The sequence below is a fragment of the Paenibacillus sp. 01T424 genome, from assembly GCF_056398745.1.
Genome location: NZ_JBFTPZ010000033.1, coordinates 19,561 through 44,793, shown reverse-complemented (window position 1 = coordinate 44,793; position 25,233 = coordinate 19,561). Strand labels below are relative to the sequence as shown.

The following is a 25,233-nucleotide window of genomic DNA, read 5'->3' as shown; positions in this document are numbered from 1 at the left end:
GCGGTGTTACCTCCTAAACCATTTGCTCCACAATCGAGCTATTCGTTGTCCAAATCCCCTCAGCTTGCCAACTAATTGCCATTTGGCAGCGTAGCGCGATAGCCACCGTCCAAGCGGACGAATGACTGGACCTGCCATCCAAACAAACAATTTCCAAAATGGACGGACTAATTGTATCACAATTTTTAGAGTGAAAATAGTGAGCGCAGACCCAAATGCCAAAATTACCTTTACCAACTTATAGAGCAGTAAAATCGGCTTAACGATAAGAATATCCAGGCATTTTAGCAAAATTTGGATTAGTTTGCGAACGGCTCCGATGATCCATTTTACGACTTGAATAACGATTCTGCTAAAAAAGAAATAATAGATGACCATCCCAATAGCCAGTCCGATAAAAACGTACGCTCGCACCTCGCCATTGTTGCTAGCGTACAGTACCCGAAAGACGATCAATGCCGCTGCCATCCAGTAAACGATATCAAGCACCGGAAGCCACCAGCGCGGAAGCTTGAGCTCATTCGTCACGACTCGGTAGCCGTCGAATACTGTTCCCATGCCAAGGCCTGATAATAGCATGACCGCCATCGTTAACCATTGCATATTAAGCGTCACTTAAATAGCTTCCCGAACAACCCTTTGGATTTAGAGGAGGAATTGTTGCTGTCCATATAGGCGAGCGAATGGACGAGTCCTTCAATAGTTACCATTCCCTGTTCAAGGCTAAGAAGCTTCATATGCAAATTTTGGCCCTTAACCTCCAAGAAGCCAAGCTCTGTTTCGAGTAAAAACTCTTCGCTGTCAAAGCTCTCTACGTTTACGACTCCGGTAAGCTCCAGCAGCTTGCGATTTAGCATTTTGACTTCCTGACGCTTCTGCCCCTTGCCTTGGTCAACCATAGACTCGTCCTCCGCTTCGTTAACATGTCTTGGCGTAAACGGCTACAGCCGAGCTAGTGCGGCGCAGCATACGTTTCGCGTTCAAATATAAGAAGGGCATAGGCGTAAAGCTTATCCTGTCTTATATGTTAAGACTAGCTTATGGGGCGTGGACGAGAATTAGAACCTAATCTGCTTGATTCATAGCATTCAGCGCGTCGTCGTTTCTTTCTGTATATACCTGTAGAAAAACTAGCAATAGTACAATGGTTACCAACTGGTTGAATAGGCTATAGCATAAATCAAATATCGTCGCGGTTATCCATGATTGATTCACAAAGAGAGAGAAAATAAAAACGATAATGCTGGTAAGCACTATGACCATAACGTATCCGCCAATCGCATAGCCTACAAGCTTGAAATAACGCCCGCGTGCCAAATCACGGCTAACTGTCATCGGATTTATCCGCGATGTATCAGCAATAGAAACAATTATAGGCATCAGCATCAGCCATACAGCAAACAAGAAACCCGGAACAATAAATACGATAAATCCCGCAATTACAATGACGCCGTGTAGAAAAGTATACACAATCATGCGCGGCCATTTGCGAAGCCCCCGCAGAATGGGCTGCACAATGCCACTGCTATTCCCCGTCATTTTACCAAGTATGTAATAGATAATCATCGGCGTGATGACACATAGGAAAAATAAACTGGTCACACTGTCCATGCTGTTGGCGGGCATATAAATAAAGCCGTCTTCCGGTTCAAAATAGTAATAGTTTTTAATAGCCTCAACCGGAATCGTAATTATCGCTGTTAAAAATAGAATGGGTACAATGTTTTTGAAATAGAGAGCACAAGCATGCGCAAGCAATGAAAAACCCTTTCGCCGATACTCGGGAATGGGCAGCTGCAGATGATTCATCGAATAGTCCTCCGAGTATATAAACATAATTTATGATGTTGAAACAGGGAATCTCGTAAAATTTAGAAGCTACTTATTGGGCATAAAAAAAGACTGCCTGCAAGTATTATGCTTGTAGGCAGCCTTGTTGTTATTGCGGTACTTCCCAGTCGAGCGTATTCTCGCGCTGGCGTTGCTCTTCTTTCACCAAGGTATACAGCTCTCCGGCTTCATCCTTACGGGTCGTCTCCGCAATTCGCTCAACGCGAACGGTTACGATTTTTTGACCGAACTGGATTTGGAGCTCATCACCGACTTTGACGGCGCTGCTAGCTTTCGCTTCGCGGCCGTTGATCCATACGCGACCTTGCTCGGATACATCCTTCGCAACGGTACGGCGTTTGATCAGCCGGGATACCTTAAGAAATTTATCTAATCGCATAGATTATTGGATAGCTTCTTTCAACTTGTTGCCTGCTTTGAATGCAGGAACTTTTGCTTCAGAAATTTCGATTGGAGCGCCTGTTTGCGGGTTGCGGCCAGTGCGTCCAGCACGTTTGCGAGTTTCAAAAGTACCGAAGCCGATCAATTGTACTTTATCGCCACCAGCAAGTGCATCTGTTACTTCGCCCAAGAAGCCGTTAAGTACTGCTTCTACGTCACGTTTAGTCAAACCGCTTTTTTCTGCAATGTTGTTGATCAAGTCTGTTTTGTTCATTATAAAATCCTCCTAATTTTTAACCATTATTTGTGGTCGACGCTTGTGGCGTCGCCTTTGCTTCCCATTTTTACTCTCACGAAGAATACTTATTCTGCCTTGTAGCAAATAAATCCTGCCGCTATTTGAAATTTTTTTGCGTTTGTTGCGGAATAAAGGCGATTCATGACGAATTGCAAGCTAGGATTGACGTTTTGCCTCTTCCCACCAACGATCCATTTCTGTTAAATCAGTCTGGTCAAAATTTTTACCGCTTATACGAAGCTGTTCCTCAATATACTCAAATCTACTGCGGAATTTTTTGTTCGTGCGGGAAAGCGCCTCTTCCGGATCAGCGTGGATGAAGCGCGAGGCATTGACGACTGCAAACAGCAAATCTCCAAGCTCAGATGCCTGCTCCTCTTCCGATTGCAAGGTTATCGCTGCGCGCAGCTCTGCAAGCTCCTCTTCAATCTTGGCAAGCACAAGGCCAAGCTCGTCCCAATCAAAACCTACCTTAGCCGCTTTTTTCTGAAGCTTGTAGGCTTTCATGAGTGCTGGCAGATCTGGCGGAATGCCATCCAGCACCGATGTACGCGAAACATCGGTTCCTTTAATCCGTTTTTCCTCAGCCTTCATTTGTTCCCAGTTAACCAGCGCCTCTTCCGAATTGCTCGCATCAACGTCCCCAAATACATGCGGATGGCGGAAAATAAGCTTCTCGTTAAGTGATTGTATCACATCATAGACGGAAAATGCGCCAGTCTCTTCTTCCATTTGGCTATGAAGCATCACTTGCAGGATAACATCGCCAAATTCCTCCTGCATAGCATCCGGATCATCATTATCGATGGCTTCAAGCGCTTCATACAGCTCTTCGATAAAATTTTTACGGATAGACTGATGCGTCTGCTCCTGATCCCAAGGACAACCTTCAGGGCTGCGAAGAATAGATACAATCTCATGCAATCGCTCAAAGGAACGATTGCGAAGCGCTGCATCATCAGAGCGCGGTACCCAAATCAACGATAAATTACCGTAACCAGGTGTGCGATCAAGCTCGTATAGCGGAACGCGAATGATCTGCTGCTGGGACGCAACACCAAGAGCATGCCCTACCACAACCTCGTAGTCATCGGGATAACGCTCCATAAGCGCAAGCTTAACATCAGATGCCGTGAAGGCATCATACACCTGTCCAATCAGAGTATGCAACTGCGGCTGCAACAAAGACGGCTGTAATTCAGCTGCATCAAGCAGCGCAAAACCTTCTATCGGATCGATTCCAAGACTAATAAAAGCTTGATCAAGGAAGCTTTCACCGCCGATAATTTGCAGCTCAATACCCGCTTCCGGACATTGCTCGCGCAGCAGCTGAACCGTGCGTTCAGCCACCATTGGGTGCCCGGGAACCGCATAAATAATAGGCTCGTCCACGCTTGTGCTCATGCTTTTCGCTTCGGAAATAAGCGCCTCGGCTATTGCCTTGTACACATCCGGAAAGGAATCATGCTGCTCATACAAAGTATCAAATGAGGTATATTCCATACCGATTTCCAGAAGCATCGACATTGCAGGATGCTCAGCCGTACGGACAAAAATTTTCTTCGCTGCTTGCAGCCTGCGCCATACGCCAAGCGTCATTTGGTCAGGATCACCTGAGCCGAGCCCAACAACAGTAAGATATGGGGTTGCCATTTTGGTAAAGCCTCCTTAACTATTCATTCGTATTATGGTCGAAATTTGATGGAGTAGCTATAATGCCAGCGGCTTGCAAAAAGACTTTCGGGGTCGTTTATAGGGATTGAAACGAGCTCGGAAGTGTGTTCGGTAAAGAGCTCGCATGCATTCGAAAATAAGTTCGAAAACGAGCGCACATACATAAAAACACGACTAATCATCGTTTATTTTTGCTCAAAAATCAATAATGAACCAATTTGACATAAACTTCAATATAGCCGTAAAAAATGCTTGCGATTAGCATATCACACTGGATGTTCATAGTTGAAATAGTCAATTCGTAGGAAACAATATGGGATATGGGTATAGCGGATAGTTTAATCTCAATGACATATATCTATCAAAAATAGTTCATCAATTGAGAGAGTTGTTGATCAGAATAAATGAGCTGGTGACCAGGTTTATTACCTGTGAAACTAACCTATTTAACAGAATTATTTATAAAAATATGTAATGATTATGCAATAACCTCTACTAATTCTGCTCATAATTGCTAGATTCCTAGAGATTGTTATAGATCTAGAAACTAGATCTATTTTCTTCAAAATGACCAATATTGCACAAGTAAGTGCAGATATTAGTCTTATTTTGCGACGCTTTCTGCCAATGGGCAGCAGAGGTGCGGAATGGATGGAAATAGGACTAGAATTTAGTTCTATTCGCTTCGGAATGATCAATTTTGCATAAATAAGCCTAGATCTTAGTCTTATTTTGTAGCGCTTTCTGCCAATGGACAGCAGAAGTGCGGAATGGTCGGAAATAAGACTAGAATTTAGTTCTATTTGCTTCAGAATGATCAATATTCCACAAATAAGTCTAGATATTAGTCTTATCTTGTTGCGCTTTCTGCCAATGGGCAGCAGAAGTGCGGAATGTTCAGAAACAGATCTGTGGATTCATCACGTTGAGAGATTACATGTTCAATCGAGGCAAGCGATGCCGCACAGCAATGATTGTGCTGAAAAGATGCTTAGGTTTTCTCAACTTTAGAGAAAACCCTAATAATCTACACGAGATAACCTGTGCAGCTCAGACAACTGGCGTTTTACATATTACTCCATGAAAAACACTTGCTTTACAAGCGCTCACCGCCGCCAACTTGCGGCGCTAGCGCTCATCTTTCGCTGGCGGAATAAGCCGCCAGCGCTGCAAACGGGCGGCCAGCACCGCGCCGCCCGGCAACGCGCGCAATTCGCGCGCGCTGATAGCGCCGCCACGCAAAGCTGCGACGCCAAAGGCGCAAGCGCCGACGGCAACGCACGTCAGCGCAAGCGCAGTTGCTGCCGCCCTAGGCGGCAGCCCGCCAAGCGCTGCGCTCAGCGCTCGCTCGGCGATAACAAGCGCCGCGGCCATGACCGCGAGCGCAAAGACCGTGCCCGCCGCCGCACGCCCATGCGACGGCTGACGTCCATCTTCTCTCCCTTGCTTTCGCTCCTGCCCTTGCTCTCGGACCTGCTCTCGCTCTTGCACTCGTCCTCGCTCTTGCCCTTGCTCTCTCCACCGCTCTTGCACTCGTCCCTGCATTTGCTCCTGCCCTTGCTCTTGCTCCTGCCCTTGCTCTTGCACTCGTCCCTGCACTTGCTCCTGCTCTTGCTCCTGCACTCGTCCCTGCTCTCGCTCCTGCACTCCTCCCTGCTCTTCTCCCAGCACCCGCTCTCGCACTACCCTCTCACCAACCACTCGATCGCGCGGCTTCACACGCCCTTCCACACCCGCTCGTCCGCCAGCTAACGCCGCTCCAGAACCCGAAGCTGCATACCGCACTGCAATGATCCCAAGCAAAGCCGCCACGCTTAGTGCCACGACACCTGCGATGGCTGCGCCTTCAATGCCATACGTGGGTACAAGCACAGCGTTAATGACGCCTTTAAGCAGCGCTGCAACCAGCAGCAGGATAGCTGGAATACGTACAGCGCCTAATCCTTGAAGCACAGGTGCCGTCACCGCATTCACACTGCCCGCAAGAGCAGTGCAGCCAACCAAGGCGAAGGCGAATGTACCTTGAGTATCCGAATACAGCATCATATTGAGCGGTTCCGCGAGCAGTGCCAAGCCGATGGCTGCTGCAGCGCCGATTGCCCAAGCCGCCCGCTCAGCAAGCGAAAGCTGTACTCGAAGCTGTCCGTATGCACCCCGCATACGTGCTAACGCAATGCTTGGTACGAGCGCCGCTGCCGCCGCTCCAGCTACCATAACAACAAGCTGCACAAGCGGCTGCGCTCGGCTGTACACGCCAAACGATGTCATTGCCGCAGCTTCCGAAGCCCCTCCTTCCTGCAATAAGCGAGGAACCATAAAGGCATCCACAACGCCAAGAACAGGAACAACCACCGCGCCAAGCGCGACAGGCAGTGCAATAACGGCAAGCTTTCTCATCTCTGCTCGTATTGCCCCTGCCATTCGATTAAGCCGCTCCCCGCTGCGTCTGCGCCATAAATATATAGCCAGCAGCAAAAGCGATGCGCAAGCTCCGAATGCCGAACCGCTCATCACACCAGACGCTACAGATGCATCTGCCCATCCAGCGGACCAGCTTAATGCAAGCACTAGCAGCATTACGCCTACACGAATCATTTGCTCAACAACTTGTGAGGCGGCAGACAATCCCATTTGTCCGATTCCCTGCACATATCCTCTTAACGCAGCAACGAATGGAGCAAGCAGCAGCGCAAACGAGACCGAGCGCACTGCACCAGCCGTCTCCGCATCGCCAATCCAACCTGCTACTTGATTCGCTCCACCCCACATCAAGCCAAACGAAATAATACCCGTCACACCAAGCAGCAAAAGCGCAGCGTATAACGTTCGCCTGACGCCTTCTGCATCATCTCCCTTGCGCAGCCTCTCTGCAATGAGAAGCGATACGGCCGTTGGCAATCCCGCAGTGGCTAGAACAGCTGCCAGCTGATAAAACGGATACACGGCGTTGTAAATGCCAAACACGCGGTCCCCAGCTAGATTTTGCAGCGGTATTTTTTGAAAAACACCAATCAACTTTGACAGCAGCGCCGCACCCGCCATGAGCGCAACACCATTCATGAGATGCTGCTTCGAGCTTCGTTCTACTTGAACCCGTCCTTCAACTGCAGGTTCCGCTGCTTTAGCTAGCGACTGTTCGCCGGCACAAGGTCGCTCTTGGCTCTCCGTAAGTTCAGCCTCAGCTTGGCGTGCTTCGACCACTCCCACGCTTGTTTTTCGCTTACCCGCCTGCCCCAGCATTTCCGCCGATTGCCTATTTTTCCCCGGCTTGCGGTTCATCCCGTTCACTCCTGCCTGTCGCACGATTTCTATTGGTATCTATTATACCTCACAATCGTAAACGTGGAAAAAGCTTCCCCAATCGAGTGTTTCTCGATCAAAGAAGCTGTTATAGCCACATTTCTTACTATTGCTCCATCTGTTTTGCCAAAAAGCCCGCTGCTGTTTCAGCCATTTTTGTTTCCATAGTAGACATTTTTACCGATTCATCCTTGCTAAGCAGCACGACTGTTCCAATGGGGTCGCCACCCGCAATGATCGGCGCAATAACGAAGGAGCTGTAAGTTTCCTGCGTATCCTTCACAATTTCAAAGGCACCGCCATTTGCTTCAGCAAGCGTCTTGCGATTTTCCATACAACTCTCCAGAACAGTGCCTACCTGCTTATCAAGCAGTTCTTTCTTGGAGGCTCCAGCTACAGCAATTATGGTATCCCGGTCCGTGATCAATGTAACATGATTTGTTCCTTCAAATAACGATTCCGCATATTCCTTAGCGAAGTCGCCAAGCTCACCGATAGGAGAATATTTTTTCAAAATAACTTCGCCATCACGATCTACAAATATTTCTAGAGGGTCTCCCTCGCGAATACGCAGTGTACGGCGGATCTCCTTCGGAATGACGACACGCCCGAGATCATCGATGCGACGTACAATTCCAGTTGCTTTCATTTCTTGTTGCCCCGCTTTCCTAGAGGATTTTGAATCGACTGGATTCTTGCAGCTTGTTTATAACGAAGAAGAAACTTCCTTCAAAAGATTTTGAATCTGACCATAGTATTCATCCGCTCCCAATTTCTTATGCACGGACTACAGTTCAAGCCAAACGTTCCATCTCTTTGTGAAAAAGGCCGTCGACGTATCGTCCAGCCTTCGTTTTACGCTTCCCCGAGCTCGTTTTCAGCATTCCCCATTTCTCCCTTTTGCTTGCATGAGAAGCAAATGCTTTTTAATTGTTTATGGATTAAAAAAGGCAATTATCGATTTGAATCGATAACCGCCCTTTGCCTAAATATTATTTACCTTCATTATTGTCCATCTGATTCGTTTTTTTGAGCCTGCCTGCCTTGCCAAGCGCTTCTCTGAGCAAAAACTCAATGTGCCCGTTGACGCTGCGGAATTCGTCTGCGGCCCATTGCTCAAGAGCACGATGGATATCGGGATCCAAACGAAGCGGAAATGCTTTCTTTTCTTTAGCCATAATAATCAGCCTCTAGCCGTAAAGAGTTCCTGTATTAATGACTGGAGTTGCAGCGCGATCAGATACAATCGCCACCATTAAATTGTTCACCATCGCCGCTCTCCGTTCGGCATCCAAGCTAATCCCGTTTTCCTCCAACTGCCGCAGTGCCATATCTACCATACCAACTGCACCTTCAACAATTTTGGAACGTGCCGCTACAATCGCAATCGCCTGCTGCCTTTGAAGCATTGCACTAGCGATTTCCTGAGCATACGCCAAATGAGTCAAGCGAGTCTCAAGCACCTTTACGCCGGCAACTGCAAGACGGTTTTGCAGCTCGTTGCCTAGCTCCGCCGCTACCTCATCCGCATTGCCTCTAAGTGAGGAAGCCGCGTCTGTAGAGAAAACATCGTAAGGATATTGCGCGGCAATGTGACGTATCGCCGTCTCGCTTTGAATTTCTACAAAACGCTCATAATTATCAACGTCGAAGCTCGCTCTTGCCGTATCCATTACTTTAAATACAACAACCGCACCAATCTCCACCGGATTTCCTTCCGCATCATTCACCTTTAGTGTTTGGCTGTTGAAATTGCGTACTTTAAGTGAAATATTAACCTTGTTTGTAAGTGGAAGAACCATCCATAAGCCGCTTTCAAGAACTGAACCCATATACGTTCCAAAAAACGTAACCACCTTCGCCTCATTCGGCTGCACGATCGTAAGAGAGGATAAACAAATGACGGACAGCAAAATTAAAAAGGCGCCAACACCGATAATTACCCCAGACCCGCTGTCCTTGGATGCTTCCGATATCGTTAGAAAAATACCGCCAGCAGCAGCAACTACCGAAAACAGCAATGCCATGTATCCGCTAACATACCAGGCTTTCTTCTCGTTCATTAAACCCCACTCCTTCATCTTTTTCTATATTGTTTTGATATAAATATGATATCACTTTTTACATATATAAGCAATTATTTCTTTTTACATCCAACCTCTTTTTGCAACAAAGGGAGCTGCCGCTTCGTCACAAAAAGCAAAGAGATTAAGAAGGGATGAATACATTGAAATATTTATTAATCCTATTTCTGCTTTCCTTGTCGATCGGTTGTACAGGAGAAACCAAAACAACGTCAGAGCAATCCATTTCTCAAAGCTATCTTGAAGAAAAAGGATATCGAATCAGCTCAAAAGAAGGGCAAGTTGAGAGCTATGAGCTTACCGAACAGAAATTATCAGCATTGCCCTATATGATGTACTGGGGGTTGCAGCGCGTGAACCCCTCCGATTATATTGGAAAAACGATTCATATCCAGAAATTTACCGTAACGAACCATCCACTGAGCAAAGAGAAAGTAGATGTTTTTGTTTATTTGGCTGATGGTCAGCCTATAGGAGGAACTTCATTTCCAAACGGAGACACTGCAGACGGCGGGTATTGGTCTATAGAAGGCAAAAATTTAGAAGATATTCAAGGAATGTCTTATCAAGAGTGGCGTAAAAGCTGGACTGAGAAATATAAAAGCACTTCACCAGATGAAGCATAAAGCATTCCATATACAGGGGGATTTACATGAAAATAAAGAACGGCGTGCAGGAAATCATCGAAAATCTTCGGCATATAAGTGCCATTGAAAAACAGTCCGAATTCCATAAACAAATGGACGGAACGACGGAAGGTCTTGTATATCTCATTAAAGTTGATGAATCACCCAAATATGTGCTAAAGCTTGATCAGCCAGATGCACTTTCTTTAGTTGAACAATATAAAAAAACATATCCAGATGCCCCTCTATTGCCTAAGCTTACTTACACCGCTCCAGATAAAACATATATCGTTTATACATTTCTCAAGGGTTCAACCGATTATATTGGCGGCTCTAAGGAGCAATGGTTGAAGGCTTTAGTGAACGGACTTATTCAGCATTACATAAGCTGCTCACCCTCACAGAAATGGGGAGATTGGCTGGAGAATCCCCGCAATACTTGGCGAGAATTTATGGAGAAGAAAGTCGATTACGCTAGAAGTTATATCGGCGACCGCTTGCCATTAGAGGATCATACCCTTGTAAAATCACTTTTAAAGAAAGCAACGATGAGTGAGTCTCAGGGGAAATTTTTGCTTCACGGCGACTGCGGTGTTCACAACTTCATCTTTAGTCATAACGAGTTAATTGGCGTTATCGATCCATCACCAATAATCGGACCTCCGCTCTATGACTTGCTTTATGCATTCTGTTCCTCACCTGATGACTTGAGCATAGAGACGTTAATGCCTGCATTCGTTATGCTTAATCAATCGGATGCGGATCAACCAAGGCTAATTGAAGAAGTGATCATTCAGCTCTATTACCGCTTAGGCATTTGCCTCAAGCATCACCCTCACGATATAGACGATTACTTACAAGCATGGCGTTACTGGAAGTCCTTAATAAGCAATGAATAAACCACTATCATCACAGCTCAAAAACAGCTCTAAAAACACAAAGCAAAAAGCGCCTCTCATAAAGGCGCTTCTAGCTCATCATTCGCTTTATACCGTCAAATATTTGCGTATGACCTCATCATCCAACGACTCCAAGCCGCCCTCCCACGCAATCGCCCCTTTTTCCAGCACGTAGAAGTAGTCTCCTACACTCTTAACGAAATCCAGGCTTTGCTCCACCAGCAAAATAGCCGTCTTGCCATCCGCTTTAATTGAGCGAATAACATCCCTAATATCATCGACAATGGAGGGCTGAATCCCCTCACAAGGCTCATCAAGCAGCAATACTTGAGGCCTTGAAGTTAACGCCCTCGCGAAGGCAAGCTGCTGCTGCTGTCCGCCGCTGAGATCGCCGCCGCGGCGCGTATACATTGCCGGCAGCACAGGAAACTTTGCAATAGCCTCTTCTGGAATAGAAGATATTTTCGACTTTGAAGCCTCAAGGCCAAGCAGCAAATTTTCATAAACGGATAGCTGAGCAAATATTTCGCGTCCTTGCGGTACATAGCCGATTCCGCTTTTAGCCCGCAGTCCCGGCGCTTTCTTCGTTAAATCCGAGCCATTATAAGAAACAGAACCCTCGCGCGCCTTCAGCAGCCCCATAATGCTTTTCATAAGCGTTGTTTTGCCTACGCCATTCCGCCCGAGCAGACATACAACCTGCCCTTGCTTCACTTTCAGCGACACATCACGTAAAATAATGCTTTCACCATAACCAGCCTCAAGCTGTTGAACGGCTAACATCGGCATCCCGCCTTTTCCCCAAGTACACTTCCGCCACGCGGTCATCTCGTTGAATTTCATCCATCGAGCCTTCTTTCAGCAGCTTCCCTTCATGCATAACGGTGACCTTGCTCGCAAAATTACGAACAAACTCCATATCATGCTCCACAACTACAATCGACCGCATACGGGCTATCTGGTGGAGAAGCTCGCCCGTTTTATCCGTCTCCTTATCGGTCATCCCCGCCACTGGCTCATCGAGCAGCAATATTTCCGGCTCCTGGAGCAGCATCATGCCAATTTCGAGCCACTGCTTCTCTCCATGCGACAGACCGCCTGCCCGCCAGCTCGATTTTTTCTGCAATCCAATCATAACGAGCTGCCCGTCAATTTTAGCCCGCTCATCCTCAACCATCTTCGCAAACAACGTCGCGAACACAGTACGCTTTTGGCGCATCGCGATTTCCAAATTCTCAGCAACCGTCATCGAAGGGAATATCGAAGGAGCTTGAAATTTACGACCGATGCCAAGCTCAGCAATTTGATGCTCTTTCTTTTTCGTTATATCTACCTTCCCGAATGTGACACGTCCCGCTGAAGGCCTTACTTTCCCACAAATCACATCCAGAATTGTCGTTTTGCCGGCTCCATTTGGCCCAATGAGGAAACGAAGCTCCCCTTTCTCAAGCTTTAGGTTCATGCCTTGGACCGCTTTAAAGCCATCGAACTCAACAGTCACATCATCACACAGCAGGATTGCGGACTCCTTCATGCTTCGGCTCCCTCCCTTTTTTGCGTAATTTCAATTGGCCAACTAAGCCAGCAACACCTTTAGGCATAAATACGACCACGACCACAAACAGCAGCCCCATAAAGAATAACCAACCCTGCGGATAAGCGGTACTGAACTCACTTTTAGCCCAGTTCATGAGGATAGCGCCGAGTGCGGCTCCAACCAGCGTTCCACGTCCGCCAATTGCTACCCAAAGAACCATTTCAATCGAAGGCACAATTCCGAGCATCGACGGTGAAATAATACCGACGTGGAGTACAAACAGCATGCCCGCTATACCTGCAATGCCTGCCGAAATCGTAAATATGACCATTTGATAAATTGCGGGATTGTAGCCGATAAACCGCACCCGGTTCTCGCCATCGCGAATCGCACGAAGCACCTTGCCGAAGCGGCTGCCGATGACGTAACGGCAAAAGACGAAGATAGCAATGAGAGCAATGACGGTAATATAGTAAAGCACGCGCTTCGTCTCAGGAGAACCTATAGAGAAGCCAAGCACGGTAGAGTAGCCTGTTATCCCATTCGTACCGCCTGTAAAAGCTTGCTGACCAATGAGCAGTGTCGTCGTAATAATAACGAGCGCTTGCGTCAAGATCGTGAAGTAAACGCCGCGAATTCGGTTGCGGAACGTGACGTAACCAAGCACAAGCGCGAGCAGCGCAGGTATGGCAATCCCCATCGCTACCGCAAACCAGAAGCTCTGAAATGGCTGCCAGAAAAGAGGAAGCTCTTTAAGACCGCTCCAGCCCATGAAATCCGGCGGCCTTCCTCCGCTTGCCTCCAGCTTCAAATACATCGCCATAGCGTAGGCGCCTAAGCCAAAGAAAATGCCATGCCCTAAACTTAAAATGCCGGTGTAGCCCCATATCAGATCAAGCCCTAATGCTACTATGGCAAAGGCTAGAAATTTCGCTAACAAATTGAGCCGAAAATCACTTACAAATAGCGGAGCGGAGAAGAGTGCTGCCGCTGCTGCCGCATAGCCAATTAAGATCCATATCCGCGCAGGAGTAAACTTTTGCAAGCGCATAAGCGTTCCACCTTTCTTTTCCCTAGTCAAGCGACCGCGAACGCATGGCAACGAGTCCCATAGGCTTCCATTGGAGGAAAGCAACTATACAGACAAACACTAGCACCTTGCCAAGCGAAGCATTCGTCCAATACTCAAACAACGTATTAAACATTCCAATCCCTGTTGCCCCGAGCACCGTCCCAACCAGCTTGCCGACTCCGCCAAGCACGACGACCATAAAGGCATCAACGATATAATAAGTGCCAAGGGACGGACCGATAGGACCAAGCAGCGTTAACGCACAGCCGGCAATGCCGGCAATACCCGATCCGATAGCGAAGGTCATCGCATCCACTCGTCTTGTCGAAACGCCAAGGCATGCAGCCATATCGCGATTTTGCATCACTGCCCGCATCCTTCTGCCTTCATGGCTGCGGTAAATATAAAAATACATAGCAACTAAACAAGCGATGACGAGTCCGATGATGAATAACCTTTTGTAAGGAAGCAATGTTCCATCCATAATCTTCAAGCCGCCATTTAGCCATGCCGGGCTTGTGACTGCAACGTTTGGCGCCCCAAAAATAGATCTTGCTAGCTGCTGCAGCACGAGACCCACACCCCAAGTGGCGAGCAAGCTATCAAGCGGCCGTCCATATAGAAAGCGAATCAGCGACATCTCGAGAATGAGACCAATGATAAATGCAACGATAAAGCTGACCGGAATAGCCAATACAAAATACCAATCAAACATCGATTTCGGCAAATAATCATGAAACACATTTTGCGTCAAATACGTGGAGTACGCACCGATCATAATTAACTCACCATGCGCCATATTGATGACCTTCATCAAGCCAAACGTAATCGCAAGCCCCAAAGCAACCAGCAATAAAATGGAGCTGATGCTTAAACCATTAAATAGCTGCAGCAGAAACACTTCCATATGACCGCTCCTCTCTAGCGTAAACGGCTGTCGCCTTCCTCTGTCACAAAAAAAGCAGAAGGGAGCATTCGAAGCGATCGAATACTCCCCCATTAATTGCTGTGTATTAGACCATTGTTTGCTTATGGATTATTGCGTTGGTTGAATGCTAGCTGCCCAGTCGTAGCCTTTGAGATACGGATCCGGCTTAACCGCTTCACCTGAGTTCCACAGCTCCTTGAATTGGCCGTCCGCTTGCACTTCGCCAATACGAACCGTTTTATAAATATGCTGAGTAGCGCCGTCGATTTTCACTTTTCCTTCTGGAGCATCCCACTCCAGCTCTTTGGCTGCTTCCTTTACTTTATCTACGTCCGTGGAGCCTGCTTTCTCGACCGCCTTTGCCCACAAGTAGACCGCTGTATAGCCGGCTTCGATAGGGTCCGCCGTTACACGCTCATCACCGTATTTCTTTTTGTAGTTTTCGACGAACGTTTTGTTAGCTGGCGTATCCGTTGTTTGATAATAGTTCCACGCCGCCAAATGGCCTTCCAGCACATCGACGCCAATACCGCGGATCTCTTCTTCTGCAACCGATACTGACAAAGTAGTCAAATCTTTAGCTGTAATGCCTGCATCCTTCAATTGCTTGAAGAACGCAACGTTGCTGTCGCCGTTAAGCGTGTTGTATACGACATCTGGTTTAGCTTCTTTGATCTTGCTGATTAGCGTGCTGTAATCTGTATGGCCTAGCGGCGTGTATTCTTCTCCAACCAGTTCGCCGCCTTCAGCCTTCAACTGTTCTTTTATTACGAGGTTTGCGGTACGAGGGAATACATAGTCCGATCCGAGTAAGTAAAATTTCTTGCCGCGGTTTTCAAGCAGCCACGAAACAGATGGAACGATTTGTTGGTTTGTCGTAGCGCCTGTATAAAAAATATTCGGAGAAGATTCAAGACCTTCATATTGCACCGGATACCACAGCAGGCCATTTAACTCTTCGAATACCGGCTTCATTGCTTTCCGGCTTGCGGAAGTCCATCCACCAAATACGGTAGCCACTTTATCTTCAGAAATAAGCTTGCGCGCCTTCTCAGCGAAGGTCGGCCAATCGGAAGCGCCGTCTTCAAGTACAGGTACAATCTTTTTACCTAAAACACCGCCTGCAGCATTAATTTCATCGATAGCCATCATTTCAGCATCGATAACCGATACCTCGCTAATTGCCATGGTGCCGCTCTGTGAGTGCAATATTCCCACTTTTATTTCCCCGTCTGCTCCCGATCCGGCATTGGCAGCATTCGTAGGTTTATCTGTTTCCCCATTCGTAGATGCTGGTTTGTTGTTGTTTGCGCCACAACCTGTCAATACGATCGTTAAAGCTACAAACATAAGGCCAAATGAATAAAACATTCTCTTTTTCATCTTCCCACTCCCCATCGCTTCATATTTGTCTCTATATTTCCGAACATTTACATGGATTTAACTTCCATTGTTCGTGCTTTTATTATAGATTGGGAATTAAGTTAATGTCAATATAGTTAACACTAATTTTTTCAAGGGATACATTCATACTTAAAAATGGTCAATTAGGGGCAATTTATTCGCATTTATGTTAGGTATAATGACACTTGTTTGTCGATTTACTTTTTTTATGTGCGAAATGTTGATTGTATGACATTTTTATTCACATAAAAAACCCAACCTAAGGCAAATGCCTCAAGTTGGGTTAACTTGTTTAAATTCATATATTATTTTTTATTTTCTTCTGCTCTTGCAATAAGCATGTCTACAATAAGATCGACTTGTCCGCTTATAGCAATGGGATCATAACGATAGAATGTATTAAAATCATTTTCAAAATATTGATTGTTTTTCACGGCGTCTAAGCTTTTCCAAACCGCTAAGTCTGTCAGCTGCTTAATCGCCTCACCCTTCTTCTCCGGGTCATAGACGGTTATAAACATATAATCTGCCGAATACTCAGGAAGTGCTTCTTTAGACAGCTGGAAAAAGCCGTCGTTGGCATCCACTTGCTTTTTAATCGATTCAGGAATTTTTAGACCCAGTGCATTATATACCGCTTGACCCGATCTGCCCGAATTTTCGCCAAACATCCATATTTCGCCTTTATCTGTAAGCTCAAAAATGCCGACTGTCGTATTTTCATCGACAACACCTTTCAGCTTCTCGCGGCCCGCTTTTGGCTTCACGCAGCAAATATTGATTTGTGTTCAGCATACAATCCATCCTTACTCAGCATAGTTTCAGAAAAAGACCCCTTAACCGGTGAATGGTTAAAGGGTCTGACATGTTTGTTTTGCACTTATTTCGTTGCAGGTGCTTCTGTAGCTGGAGCATCCGTAGCCGGCGTTTCTTCACCAGCAGGAGCATCGCTAGCAGGAGTATCACTTGCTTTTGGAAGCTTAATGACGATTTCTTGCTTAGGAAGCTCGTCTGTCATATATTTGTTCATTTTCTCAGAAGCAACTGTACCTTTTACTGATTCTTTATCTGCATCAGTTAATTTATCAAATGCTGGCGTATCACGTTTCTCAACAAGGATAACATGGTAGCCAAAATCTGTTTTCACAGGCTCGCCAATAACGCCAATCTCTTGTTTATAAGCAGCTTGTTTAAATTCTTCTACCCATTGACCATTCTTCTTGTCCGCATATAGACCGCCTGCGTCCTTCGAGCCTGGATCGTCGGAGTATTGTTTGGCAAGAGCAGCCCAGTCTCCGCCTGCTGCTAGCTTGTCTTTCACTTCTTTAGCACGAGCCAATGCTTCTGCATCCGTGCGAATCTCTTTTTCTTCTTGTGTAGTTGGATCCGTTGTTTTGGTTGATACCAAGATGTGGCGAACAGAAACGGTTGCATAGTTAATACCGTTCTTTTCATATTCTGCTTTCATTTCTTCCTCAGTTACTTGAGCGTTCATATGAGCTACAAGCTTGGAAGTCATAAGCAAATAGTTTTCCATATCTTTGTCTTTCAATTTCTTAGCATCTACAGCAGCTTTCAATTCGGCATCTTGGGAAAGCGCCGTTTTATACTGCTTCATTTGTTCTTTTACTTCTGTTTCAGCCTTTTTCACGTCTTCCTTAGAAGCCTGGCCGCTTAAAATTTTGTAGGAAATATACTGCTGGAGCAGCTGCTCCTTAAATTGCGGAATTTCAATAACTTGCGCATACGCTGGCTGCATAACCGTAAATACATCCAAATACTTGTTGAATTCCTTGTCTGTCACATTGCCGCCTTTATAGGTTGCAACTTCTGTTTCCTTCGCGCCGCCGCATGCCGCCATCGTCAAGACCAGCACGACTGCCACGATAAGCAGCGCGCCTTTGCGCCATGCCGATTTGCGTGAACTGTGTAACATGTTGAATCCCCTTTCATATTGAGAACTTGATAGTATTGTATCAGAAAAGGGGCGTATAAAGCGAATCTTGTCTATGTTGTCGCATCTTGCAATTCGTCTTTATAAAGGAGAACATCCTTGTACGCTTGCAAAAATTGTTCAATCATATGAATTTTCTGCTCCATATTCAATCCCTTGCCGCGCAGCAAAATACTTGGGTTTGGCTCCTGCTCGCTGCCCTGCTTAAAGCGGTTCTCATGCTTCAGACAAAGCTGATCCACCTTCTTACGGTCAATCCTCAGCTTCTCGCTAGCTGCGTAACGAAGCAGCAGATCATCACCTTTGCCGCTGAGCTGTTCAATGCCATACATCGTGCCATATACTTTTAATCTAGCCACTGCGAGCAAATTGCTTACCGCTTGCGGTAAATCGCCAAAACGATCCACAAGCTCATCAATCACATCATCTGCCTCTTCGAACGTTCGGATAGCAGCTACTTTTTTATAGATCTCAATTTTTTGGATGCTGTCATAAATGTAATCCGAAGGCAAATAAGCATCTACACTAATATCAATAAGCATGCTAACTGGCTTCTCTTCTTTGATTTCTTCGCCGCTCATCTCCGCTTTGCGCTTCGCGATCTCATCAGCCAGCATCTGCGAATACATGTCGAAGCCTACCGAGGCAATAAAGCCATGCTGCTCCGCCCCAAGCAGGTTGCCCGCTCCACGAATCGATAGATCGCGCATTGCGATTTTGAAGCCTGATCCGAGCTCAGTAAATTCTTTGATGGATTGCAGACGCTTCTCCGCAACCTCCGTAAGCACCTTATCCCGTTGATACGTGAAATACGCGTATGCAATACGATTCGAACGACCAACGCGTCCGCGCAGCTGATACAGCTGAGAGAGTCCCATTTTGTCAGCATCATGCACAATAAGCGTATTCACGTTCGGAATATCGACGCCTGTCTCAATAATGCTGGTGCTTACCAGAACATCGGATTCACCATCGAGGAAATCAAGGATGGTCTTCTCCAGCTCCTGCTCTGACATTTGCCCATGGCCGACCGCAACTCTAGCACCTGGTACAAGCGCATTGATTTGCTCCGCCATTTGGTAGATGCCTTGTACACGGTTATACAAGTAATAGACTTGGCCTCCACGTGCCAGCTCGCGCTCTATCGACTCCCGTACGAGGGACGGGCTGTATTCCACCACATAGGTTTGCACAGGGAAACGATTTTCCGGCGGCGTTTCAATAACAGACAAGTCCCGCACGCCAAGCATCGACATATGAAGCGTTCTTGGAATCGGTGTCGCAGTCAGCGTAAGCACGTCGACATTAGTTTTAAGCTTCTTCAGCTTTTCCTTATGCGATACGCCAAAACGTTGTTCCTCATCCACGATCAGAAGGCCGAGCGATTTGAAAATAATATCCTGCGACAGCAGGCGATGCGTCCCAATAACGACATCCACCGTTCCCGCCTTCAGGCCCTTCATCGTTTCATTCTGTTCCTTGCGTGAACGGAAACGGCTGAGCACCTGAACGTTAATCGGATAACCCGCAAAACGCTCGCGGAATGTCTCATAATGCTGCTGCGCCAAAATAGTCGTCGGAACTAGCACCGCTACCTGTTTGCTGTCCATTGCTGATTTGAAGGCAGCACGAATGGCGACCTCTGTTTTTCCGTAACCGACGTCTCCGCATAACAGCCTATCCATCGGCTGGGTTTTCTCCATATCCTTCTTAATCTCTTCGATCGCTCTGAGCTGGTCACGCGTCTCGTCATAAGGGAACATCGCTTCGAACTCATTCTGATACGACGTATCTTGTCCAAAAGCGTACCCCGGTGCCGTCTGCCGCTCTGCATACAGCTTGATCAAATCATCAGCAATATCCTGAACGGATGCTTTTACCTTGCTCTTCGCCCGTGTCCATTCACTACCGCCGAGTTTATTGACCTTAGGCTCTTTATCTTCATTGCCGACGTACTTCTGAATCATATCCACTTGCTCGATTGGAACAGATAGCTTATCGCCGCCAGCATAGAGAATATGCAAATAATCTTTATGAATACCTGCTATTTCAAGCGTACCTATACCAACATACTTGCCAATACCATGGTTATGGTGAACCACATAGTCGCCGACCTTAAGCTCTGTATAGCTCTTAATACGCTCGGCATTATCAACTTTTTTATCCATTTTCCGGGCTTTGCGCTGCTTTTGGGAGAACATCTCGCCTTCAGTAATAATGACAAGGTGAGAGGATGGCAGCTCAAAACCGGACTGCAAATTACCTTCTAGCAGAGTAGGCGTCTCAATGCTATAGTCGTCAAGAACTCGGCGCATGCGTTCCATGCGCTCTGCATTGCCGGCAAGCATCATTACTGTGGCACCCGTCTTGCGCCAACGTTCCATTTCTGCCTTCAGCACATTCATTTGTCCATGAAAATTTTGCATCGAGCGGCTTGTCATGTTCAATATATTTTGCGGCTGCGAATGCGGGATTTGCCTTAAGAATAAGGACAAGAACAGCGTTGGAAACGGACGGTGATGCAAAATCTCCTCTGTATCGCGGGCAAGAGCAAGATCCGGAAGCGACTTGCCGTTTTGCAGCAAATGCATGGACCATTCCGCTTCATCCCGCTCCAATTGCTTCGCTGTCTCTATTAAACGCGTTGGCTCGTCTAGTATGAGCAGCGTGTCAGCTGGCATATAGTCAAGAATCGTTTGACGCTCTGGGTATAACAACGAAATATATTTATAAATTTCCGGAAAATAAACATGCTCACGCAGCCTTTCAATCTCTCCGCCCAGCTCCGTGCGAAGTCGATCCTTGGCTGTACGATCTGTCATCTTATCGAGCTGCTTCTCCAGCAGCCGCTGCGCATGATTTGCCGCAGTCTCCATACGGTGTCCGTCTGCGAGTAGCTCTTGGCATGGCGGAACCACATAAGATTCCAATCGATCCAAAGAACGTTGATCTGCTGGATCGAAGGTACGTATGGAATCAACGTCATCGCCAAACCATTCGATCCGGTACGCTTGTGAAGCCGTAAGCGGATAGAAGTCAACAATCCCGCCGCGCACGCTCATATCGCCACGCAATTCTACGCGGTCAGCCCGTGTATAGCCAAGAGCGGTCATTTGCCGCAGAAAAGCATCTATCGGCAGTGATTGGCCAACTTGAACCTCTACTTGCGCTTCAGCCATAACACTGCTTATAGGCAAATAACGCCGAACGCCGGAGAAGGGCACGACAACAATCCCGCGATAGCCTTGGGACAGCTTGATCAGCACATCCATTCGCTGCGCAAGCGTCTCAGGACTCGAGATCGCCGCTTCTGCAGCTACCAGCTCATTTGCGGGATATAATAATACATTTTCTGACGAAAGACATTCCTGCAAGTCCTCCGCAATCTTCTGCGCAGAGAACATGTTATGCGTCACAACAAGCATAGGACGCTCTACATCCTCCCGCAGCGCTGCAATGAGCACTTGTCTGGAAGAGCCTGCGAGGCCAGATATCATCTGCTCACGCATGCCTTTACGAATACCGGATATAACGGACTGAACGTCCGTATCCGCGGCAAAAGCATTAATTAAAGCTTTCAACTTTTGCGACACCCCGTTTCTTTACACAATCGGAGAGTGATACGATCGCTCCCTGTACATTGAAAATAAGCCTCAGCCATCTGCTAAGGCTCATACTATTCACTTTCCGTCATTGAAGAGGACTAGTTACCAAATGAAGCTCTGGGTTCGCATCAATCGCCTCGCGGCAATAATCACAGACCACTTTTACCGTTACATCCCCATTTGGGTCATACGCTATTATATCGCTGCGTTCTTCGGGGGTCAAGAAATGGAAGCCCAGTTGATGCTCCGTTATATTTGACCCGCTAAGCGACCCCATCGATGTTCTGCAGTGCCGACAAATATAGTTTACTGCCATATGTATGCCTCCTGAAGGGTAGTTATATCCTTCAGTATGCCCTCATAATCAATTTCTAACAGATTATCGGTTAAACTTTGCCATTGTCTCCTCGAAAGGCGCCTTCAATCTAAACTCAATAGCATCACAAGCGTCAGCAACCATAGCAGACAATTTCTCATGCTCGCTCTTCGGAAAAGTGGAGAGCACATAGTCCGCAATGTTCATGCCTGGCTGAGGGCGCGAAATGCCCATCCGAACACGGTCAAAAGTTTGCGTGCCCAAATGCTGAATCAATGATTTGATTCCGTTATGCCCGCCCGCACTTCCTTGATAGCGAAGGCGAAGCTTGCCGATCTCCGTATCCAAATCATCATAAACGATTAAGCCATCCTGGACCTCAGCCTTAAAGTAATCTAGAAATGATCTTACTGACTCTCCAGACAAATTCATATATGTCATCGGCTTAATAAGGACAACCTTCGTGCCTTGTACGTTGCCTTCTCCGATTAATGCCTTGCATTTATTTTGCGTTACACTAATGCCCCAGCGCCTTGCAAGCTCATCAATAACCATAAATCCGACATTATGCCGGGTTCCTTGATAAGCAGCACCGGGATTGCCAAGTCCTGCAATCCACCTCATTGCTCACTCCACTCCTTTACGGACAAATGTAACATAATCTATTACAAGCGTAAACATCGGAAGCCGTTCTGCGTCAGAACTTTCATTCTATTTTTCCCAAAAAGCAAACAACGCCGCCCTGATGAAGGACGGCGCCTGAATATGCTCGGTACTGCGTGGTATACGTAATTTTTCAAAAGAGATTCTACAGGCTCTTAACGCCCTCAAGCTTCGCTTCGTTGGAGCGTGACTCTGCTTCTGTAAGCTCCACTGCAGCAGCCTCTGCTTCCTCTTCTGTAAGCTCTTTTTGCGGCGCAAGAATCGTTGCAACTACCTGCTCAGGCTCGGCTAGTAATTCCACGCCGCTCGGCAGCTTCAAATCGCTTACGAGTATGCTTCCGCCAATCTCCAGCGACGATATGTCGACGGAAATAGAATCAGGAATACTGCCCGGCAAGCATTGCACCTCAAGCTCATGCAAAATCAACTGCAAGATACCGCCCTCACGCACACCTTGAGAATCGCCTTCTGCATGAATACGAACGTTCGCCCGCACATTCTCGTTCATATTAATTTGATGGAAATCAACGTGCAGCACTTGCCTGCTCAAAGAATCACGTTGCACCTCTGCGATCATAACGGAGGTTTTTCCATGGGATGGAATATTAATTTCAAGCACCGCATTCGGCTGAGAACGCAGCAAAGCCTGCAGTTCCTTACTATCCACCATGACTTGTGCTGCATCATTCAACTGTTTACCATAAATAACGCCCGGTATTTTCCCTTGGAGCCGCAATTGGCGCAACTCACCTTTCGTCGTGCCAGTTCGTTGATCCGCGTTCATAGCTATCGCCATATTGATTACCTCCCAAAAGTTTTGTGAAGCAAAACTTGCTTCGTAAGCATACGCTTAGGTTTTGTGAAGCAAAAACTCGCTTCTGTTTTGATTTCCCTATAACTTACCCACTACAGCCAAAAATTAAACTTTAAACGACATTTGCATAAAAAAAGATGCAGCAACGAATTCATCCTCTGAATTCGTCACTGCATCCCCTATATCAACCATTTGGTATTATGATTGTTTCTTTTCTTTTTTTGCTTTTGCACGTCCACGGATCTTATCCGCATAACCTGATTTGTTCACTTGGCGCTCGCGTGCGATCGCAAGATCACCAGCAGGTACATCATGCGTAACCGTAGAGCCGGCAACAACATATGCGCCATCACCAATTTTCAATGGTGCAATCAAATTGACATTGCTGCCGATGAAGGCATTATCGCCGATTTCCGTTACAAATTTATTGTAACCGTCATAATTGACCGTTATGGCGCCGCAGCCGATATTAACGTCTTTGCCAACCTTAGCGTCACCAACGTAGCTTAGATGCGATACTTTGCTGCCATCATCAAGTGATGCGTTTTTGAGCTCCACAAAGTCACCTACTTTGCAGCCAACGCCAAGCTTCGAGCCTGGACGCAAATTAGCGTATGGCCCCACAGCGCTTGTATCGCCAATTACCGATTCAGAAACAACTGAATATTTAATCGCGACGCCGTTGCCGATCGTACTGTCCGCAATATCAGCTTGAGGACCGATAACACAATCTTCTCCGATAATTGTTGACCCGCGAAGCACTGTACCTGGATATATGACGGTGTCAGATCCGATCTGAACACCCGCTTCGATATAAGTTGAGGACGCATCAATCAAAGTGACGCCGCCAAGCAGATGATTGCGGTTAATTCGATCGCGCATAAAACGCTCTGCCTCAGCAAGCGCCACGCGGTCATTCACGCCTATGGCTTCTGACACATCTGTCGTGCAGTAGCCTTGAACGGATTCGCCCGCTTCACGGAATATTCCGATAACATCCGTCAAATAATACTCGCCTTGTGCGTTATTACTCGTTACCTTAGCAAGCGCAGCGAACAGCTTCTCATTGTCGAAGCAATATGTGCCTGTATTAATTTCTTTAACTGCCGCTTCTTCAGCTGAGCAGTCCTTTTGTTCAACAATCCGCTGTACAGTGCCATCTTCGCCACGAATAACGCGGCCATAGCCTGTAGGATCGTCAAAAGCGGCTGTTAGCACCGTTGCAGCAGCTCCGCTCGAATGATGCAGCTCAAGCATGGCTTCAATTGTCGATGCTTGCACAAGCGGAGTATCACCGCAAATCACAATCGTCGTACCTTTCTCGCCGCCGAGAAGAGCTTCCGCTTGCAGCACCGCATGACCGGTACCGAGCTGCTGCTCCTGTAAGACGTATTCAGCGCCATCGCCTAAATACGATTTAACCTTTTCAGCTCCGTGGCCTACAATAACGACCGCGCGCTCCGCAGCCGCTTCCTTCACAACATCAAGCACATGGCCTACCATCGGCTTGCCGCACACCGGATGCAGCACCTTATATAACTTCGATTTCATACGCTTACCCTGTCCTGCAGCAAGCACAATCGCCATAACCTTCAAATGAAAGACCCCCTAGACCTGCAATAAATGATTATTTTAGTATAGCTTTATAAGTGTAAAAAAAGTGCTATCTTCATCAGCAAACGCTGAAAGCTGCAATGATTCAAGTCGTACATCCTATTCCATTATACGAATATGTTGCTCGATTTCCAAGTGTATGGAATCGCTGCCTGTCATTCTACACTACAACCTATTCGTTTCATAGTAAAAAGATAAGTCGCACGTAATCAC

The 25,233-nt window shown here is 46.9% G+C and carries 23 protein-coding genes and 1 pseudogene; 2 read left to right on the top strand and 22 right to left on the bottom strand.

Features of this window, described 5'->3' with window-relative positions; translation table 11 throughout:
* Positions 1–6: 6 nt before the first annotated feature.
* From yabQ to AC1DPK_RS23080, 10 genes are all read right to left on the bottom strand, one after another.
* The gene (gene yabQ, locus AC1DPK_RS23125) at positions 7–615 is read right to left on the bottom strand and encodes a spore cortex biosynthesis protein YabQ (protein ID WP_477511763.1); all 609 of its coding nucleotides are present in this window, start codon (positions 613–615) and stop codon (positions 7–9) included.
* Positions 612–899, bottom strand: coding sequence for a sporulation protein YabP (yabP, locus tag AC1DPK_RS23120; RefSeq protein WP_076271295.1), 288 nt, complete (start codon positions 897–899; stop codon positions 612–614). The genes yabQ and yabP overlap by 4 nt, the downstream gene beginning before the upstream one ends.
* A 166-nt stretch (positions 900–1,065) precedes the next feature.
* Positions 1,066–1,809, bottom strand: coding sequence for a YciC family protein (locus AC1DPK_RS23115; protein WP_477511762.1), 744 nt, complete (start codon positions 1,807–1,809; stop codon positions 1,066–1,068).
* A 130-nt stretch (positions 1,810–1,939) separates the two neighbouring features.
* Positions 1,940–2,230, bottom strand: a complete 291-nt coding sequence (locus tag AC1DPK_RS23110; protein WP_076271293.1) for an RNA-binding S4 domain-containing protein — start codon at positions 2,228–2,230, stop codon at positions 1,940–1,942.
* 3 nt (positions 2,231–2,233) lie between these two features.
* Positions 2,234–2,506, bottom strand: coding sequence for an HU family DNA-binding protein (locus AC1DPK_RS23105; RefSeq protein WP_053373361.1), 273 nt, complete (start codon positions 2,504–2,506; stop codon positions 2,234–2,236).
* A 180-nt stretch (positions 2,507–2,686) separates the two neighbouring features.
* A complete protein-coding gene (yabN, locus tag AC1DPK_RS23100; RefSeq protein WP_477511761.1) occupies positions 2,687–4,183 on the bottom strand; it encodes a bifunctional methyltransferase/pyrophosphohydrolase YabN in 1,497 nt (498 codons plus the stop codon).
* Between the two features lie 1,149 nt (positions 4,184–5,332).
* Positions 5,333–7,483 (bottom strand): polysaccharide biosynthesis protein, encoded by a 2,151-nt coding sequence (locus tag AC1DPK_RS23095; protein ID WP_477511760.1) that lies wholly within the window; start codon positions 7,481–7,483, stop codon positions 5,333–5,335.
* Between the two features lie 127 nt (positions 7,484–7,610).
* Positions 7,611–8,153 carry a stage V sporulation protein T gene (gene spoVT / locus AC1DPK_RS23090; RefSeq protein ID WP_054025813.1) on the bottom strand — a complete coding sequence of 181 codons (543 nt, stop codon included), beginning with the start codon at positions 8,151–8,153 and terminating at the stop codon, positions 7,611–7,613.
* A 343-nt stretch (positions 8,154–8,496) separates the two neighbouring features.
* A complete protein-coding gene (locus tag AC1DPK_RS23085; RefSeq protein ID WP_076271291.1) occupies positions 8,497–8,682 on the bottom strand; it encodes a type II toxin-antitoxin system antitoxin in 186 nt (61 codons plus the stop codon).
* A 12-nt stretch (positions 8,683–8,694) separates the two neighbouring features.
* Positions 8,695–9,567, bottom strand: coding sequence for an SPFH domain-containing protein (locus AC1DPK_RS23080; protein ID WP_477511759.1), 873 nt, complete (start codon positions 9,565–9,567; stop codon positions 8,695–8,697).
* Positions 9,568–9,722: 155 nt separating this feature from the next.
* Between AC1DPK_RS23080 and AC1DPK_RS23075 the strand changes: the two genes are divergently transcribed.
* Entirely contained in the window at positions 9,723–10,214 is a 492-nt protein-coding gene (locus AC1DPK_RS23075) for a hypothetical protein (protein ID WP_477511758.1), read from the top strand.
* A 26-nt stretch (positions 10,215–10,240) separates the two neighbouring features.
* Positions 10,241–11,113: a phosphotransferase gene (locus AC1DPK_RS23070; RefSeq protein ID WP_477511757.1), complete on the top strand. Its 873-nt coding sequence runs from the start codon at positions 10,241–10,243 to the stop codon at positions 11,111–11,113.
* An 87-nt stretch (positions 11,114–11,200) separates the two neighbouring features.
* On the opposite strand, the gene urtE is transcribed toward AC1DPK_RS23070, so the two are convergent.
* The 12 genes and pseudogenes from urtE to glmU all read right to left on the bottom strand — a co-directional run bounded on the left by urtE (position 11,201) and on the right by glmU (position 25,002).
* The gene (gene urtE, locus AC1DPK_RS23065) at positions 11,201–11,896 is read right to left on the bottom strand and encodes an urea ABC transporter ATP-binding subunit UrtE (protein ID WP_477511756.1); all 696 of its coding nucleotides are present in this window, start codon (positions 11,894–11,896) and stop codon (positions 11,201–11,203) included.
* On the bottom strand, positions 11,874–12,647 hold the full coding sequence (gene urtD, locus AC1DPK_RS23060; protein ID WP_477511755.1) for an urea ABC transporter ATP-binding protein UrtD: 774 nt from the start codon (positions 12,645–12,647) through the stop codon (positions 11,874–11,876). The genes urtE and urtD overlap by 23 nt, the downstream gene beginning before the upstream one ends.
* Positions 12,619–13,701: an urea ABC transporter permease subunit UrtC gene (gene urtC / locus AC1DPK_RS23055; RefSeq protein ID WP_477511754.1), complete on the bottom strand. Its 1,083-nt coding sequence runs from the start codon at positions 13,699–13,701 to the stop codon at positions 12,619–12,621. Before urtC ends, urtD begins: the two co-directional genes overlap by 29 nt.
* A 22-nt stretch (positions 13,702–13,723) precedes the next feature.
* Positions 13,724–14,629 (bottom strand): urea ABC transporter permease subunit UrtB, encoded by a 906-nt coding sequence (gene urtB, locus AC1DPK_RS23050; RefSeq protein ID WP_339205875.1) that lies wholly within the window; start codon positions 14,627–14,629, stop codon positions 13,724–13,726.
* Positions 14,630–14,758: 129 nt separating this feature from the next.
* Positions 14,759–16,033: an urea ABC transporter substrate-binding protein gene (gene urtA / locus AC1DPK_RS23045; protein WP_076271283.1), complete on the bottom strand. Its 1,275-nt coding sequence runs from the start codon at positions 16,031–16,033 to the stop codon at positions 14,759–14,761.
* Between the two features lie 326 nt (positions 16,034–16,359).
* A pseudogene (locus tag AC1DPK_RS23040) lies at positions 16,360–16,818 on the bottom strand (TroA family protein); the annotation flags it as partial.
* 116 nt (positions 16,819–16,934) lie between these two features.
* Entirely contained in the window at positions 16,935–17,990 is a 1,056-nt protein-coding gene (locus AC1DPK_RS23035; RefSeq protein ID WP_477511753.1) for a peptidylprolyl isomerase, read from the bottom strand.
* 71 nt (positions 17,991–18,061) lie between these two features.
* Entirely contained in the window at positions 18,062–21,589 is a 3,528-nt protein-coding gene (mfd, locus tag AC1DPK_RS23030; RefSeq protein WP_477511752.1) for a transcription-repair coupling factor, read from the bottom strand.
* A gap of 109 nt (positions 21,590–21,698) precedes the next feature.
* Positions 21,699–21,929, bottom strand: coding sequence for an anti-sigma-F factor Fin family protein (locus AC1DPK_RS23025; protein ID WP_339205871.1), 231 nt, complete (start codon positions 21,927–21,929; stop codon positions 21,699–21,701).
* Between the two features lie 63 nt (positions 21,930–21,992).
* Positions 21,993–22,553, bottom strand: a complete 561-nt coding sequence (pth, locus tag AC1DPK_RS23020) for an aminoacyl-tRNA hydrolase (RefSeq protein WP_076271325.1) — start codon at positions 22,551–22,553, stop codon at positions 21,993–21,995.
* Between the two features lie 184 nt (positions 22,554–22,737).
* Positions 22,738–23,388, bottom strand: coding sequence for a 50S ribosomal protein L25/general stress protein Ctc (locus AC1DPK_RS23015; protein WP_441885271.1), 651 nt, complete (start codon positions 23,386–23,388; stop codon positions 22,738–22,740).
* 216 nt (positions 23,389–23,604) lie between these two features.
* A complete protein-coding gene (glmU, locus tag AC1DPK_RS23010) occupies positions 23,605–25,002 on the bottom strand; it encodes a bifunctional UDP-N-acetylglucosamine diphosphorylase/glucosamine-1-phosphate N-acetyltransferase GlmU (protein ID WP_339205866.1) in 1,398 nt (465 codons plus the stop codon).
* Positions 25,003–25,233: the final 231 nt, after the last annotated feature.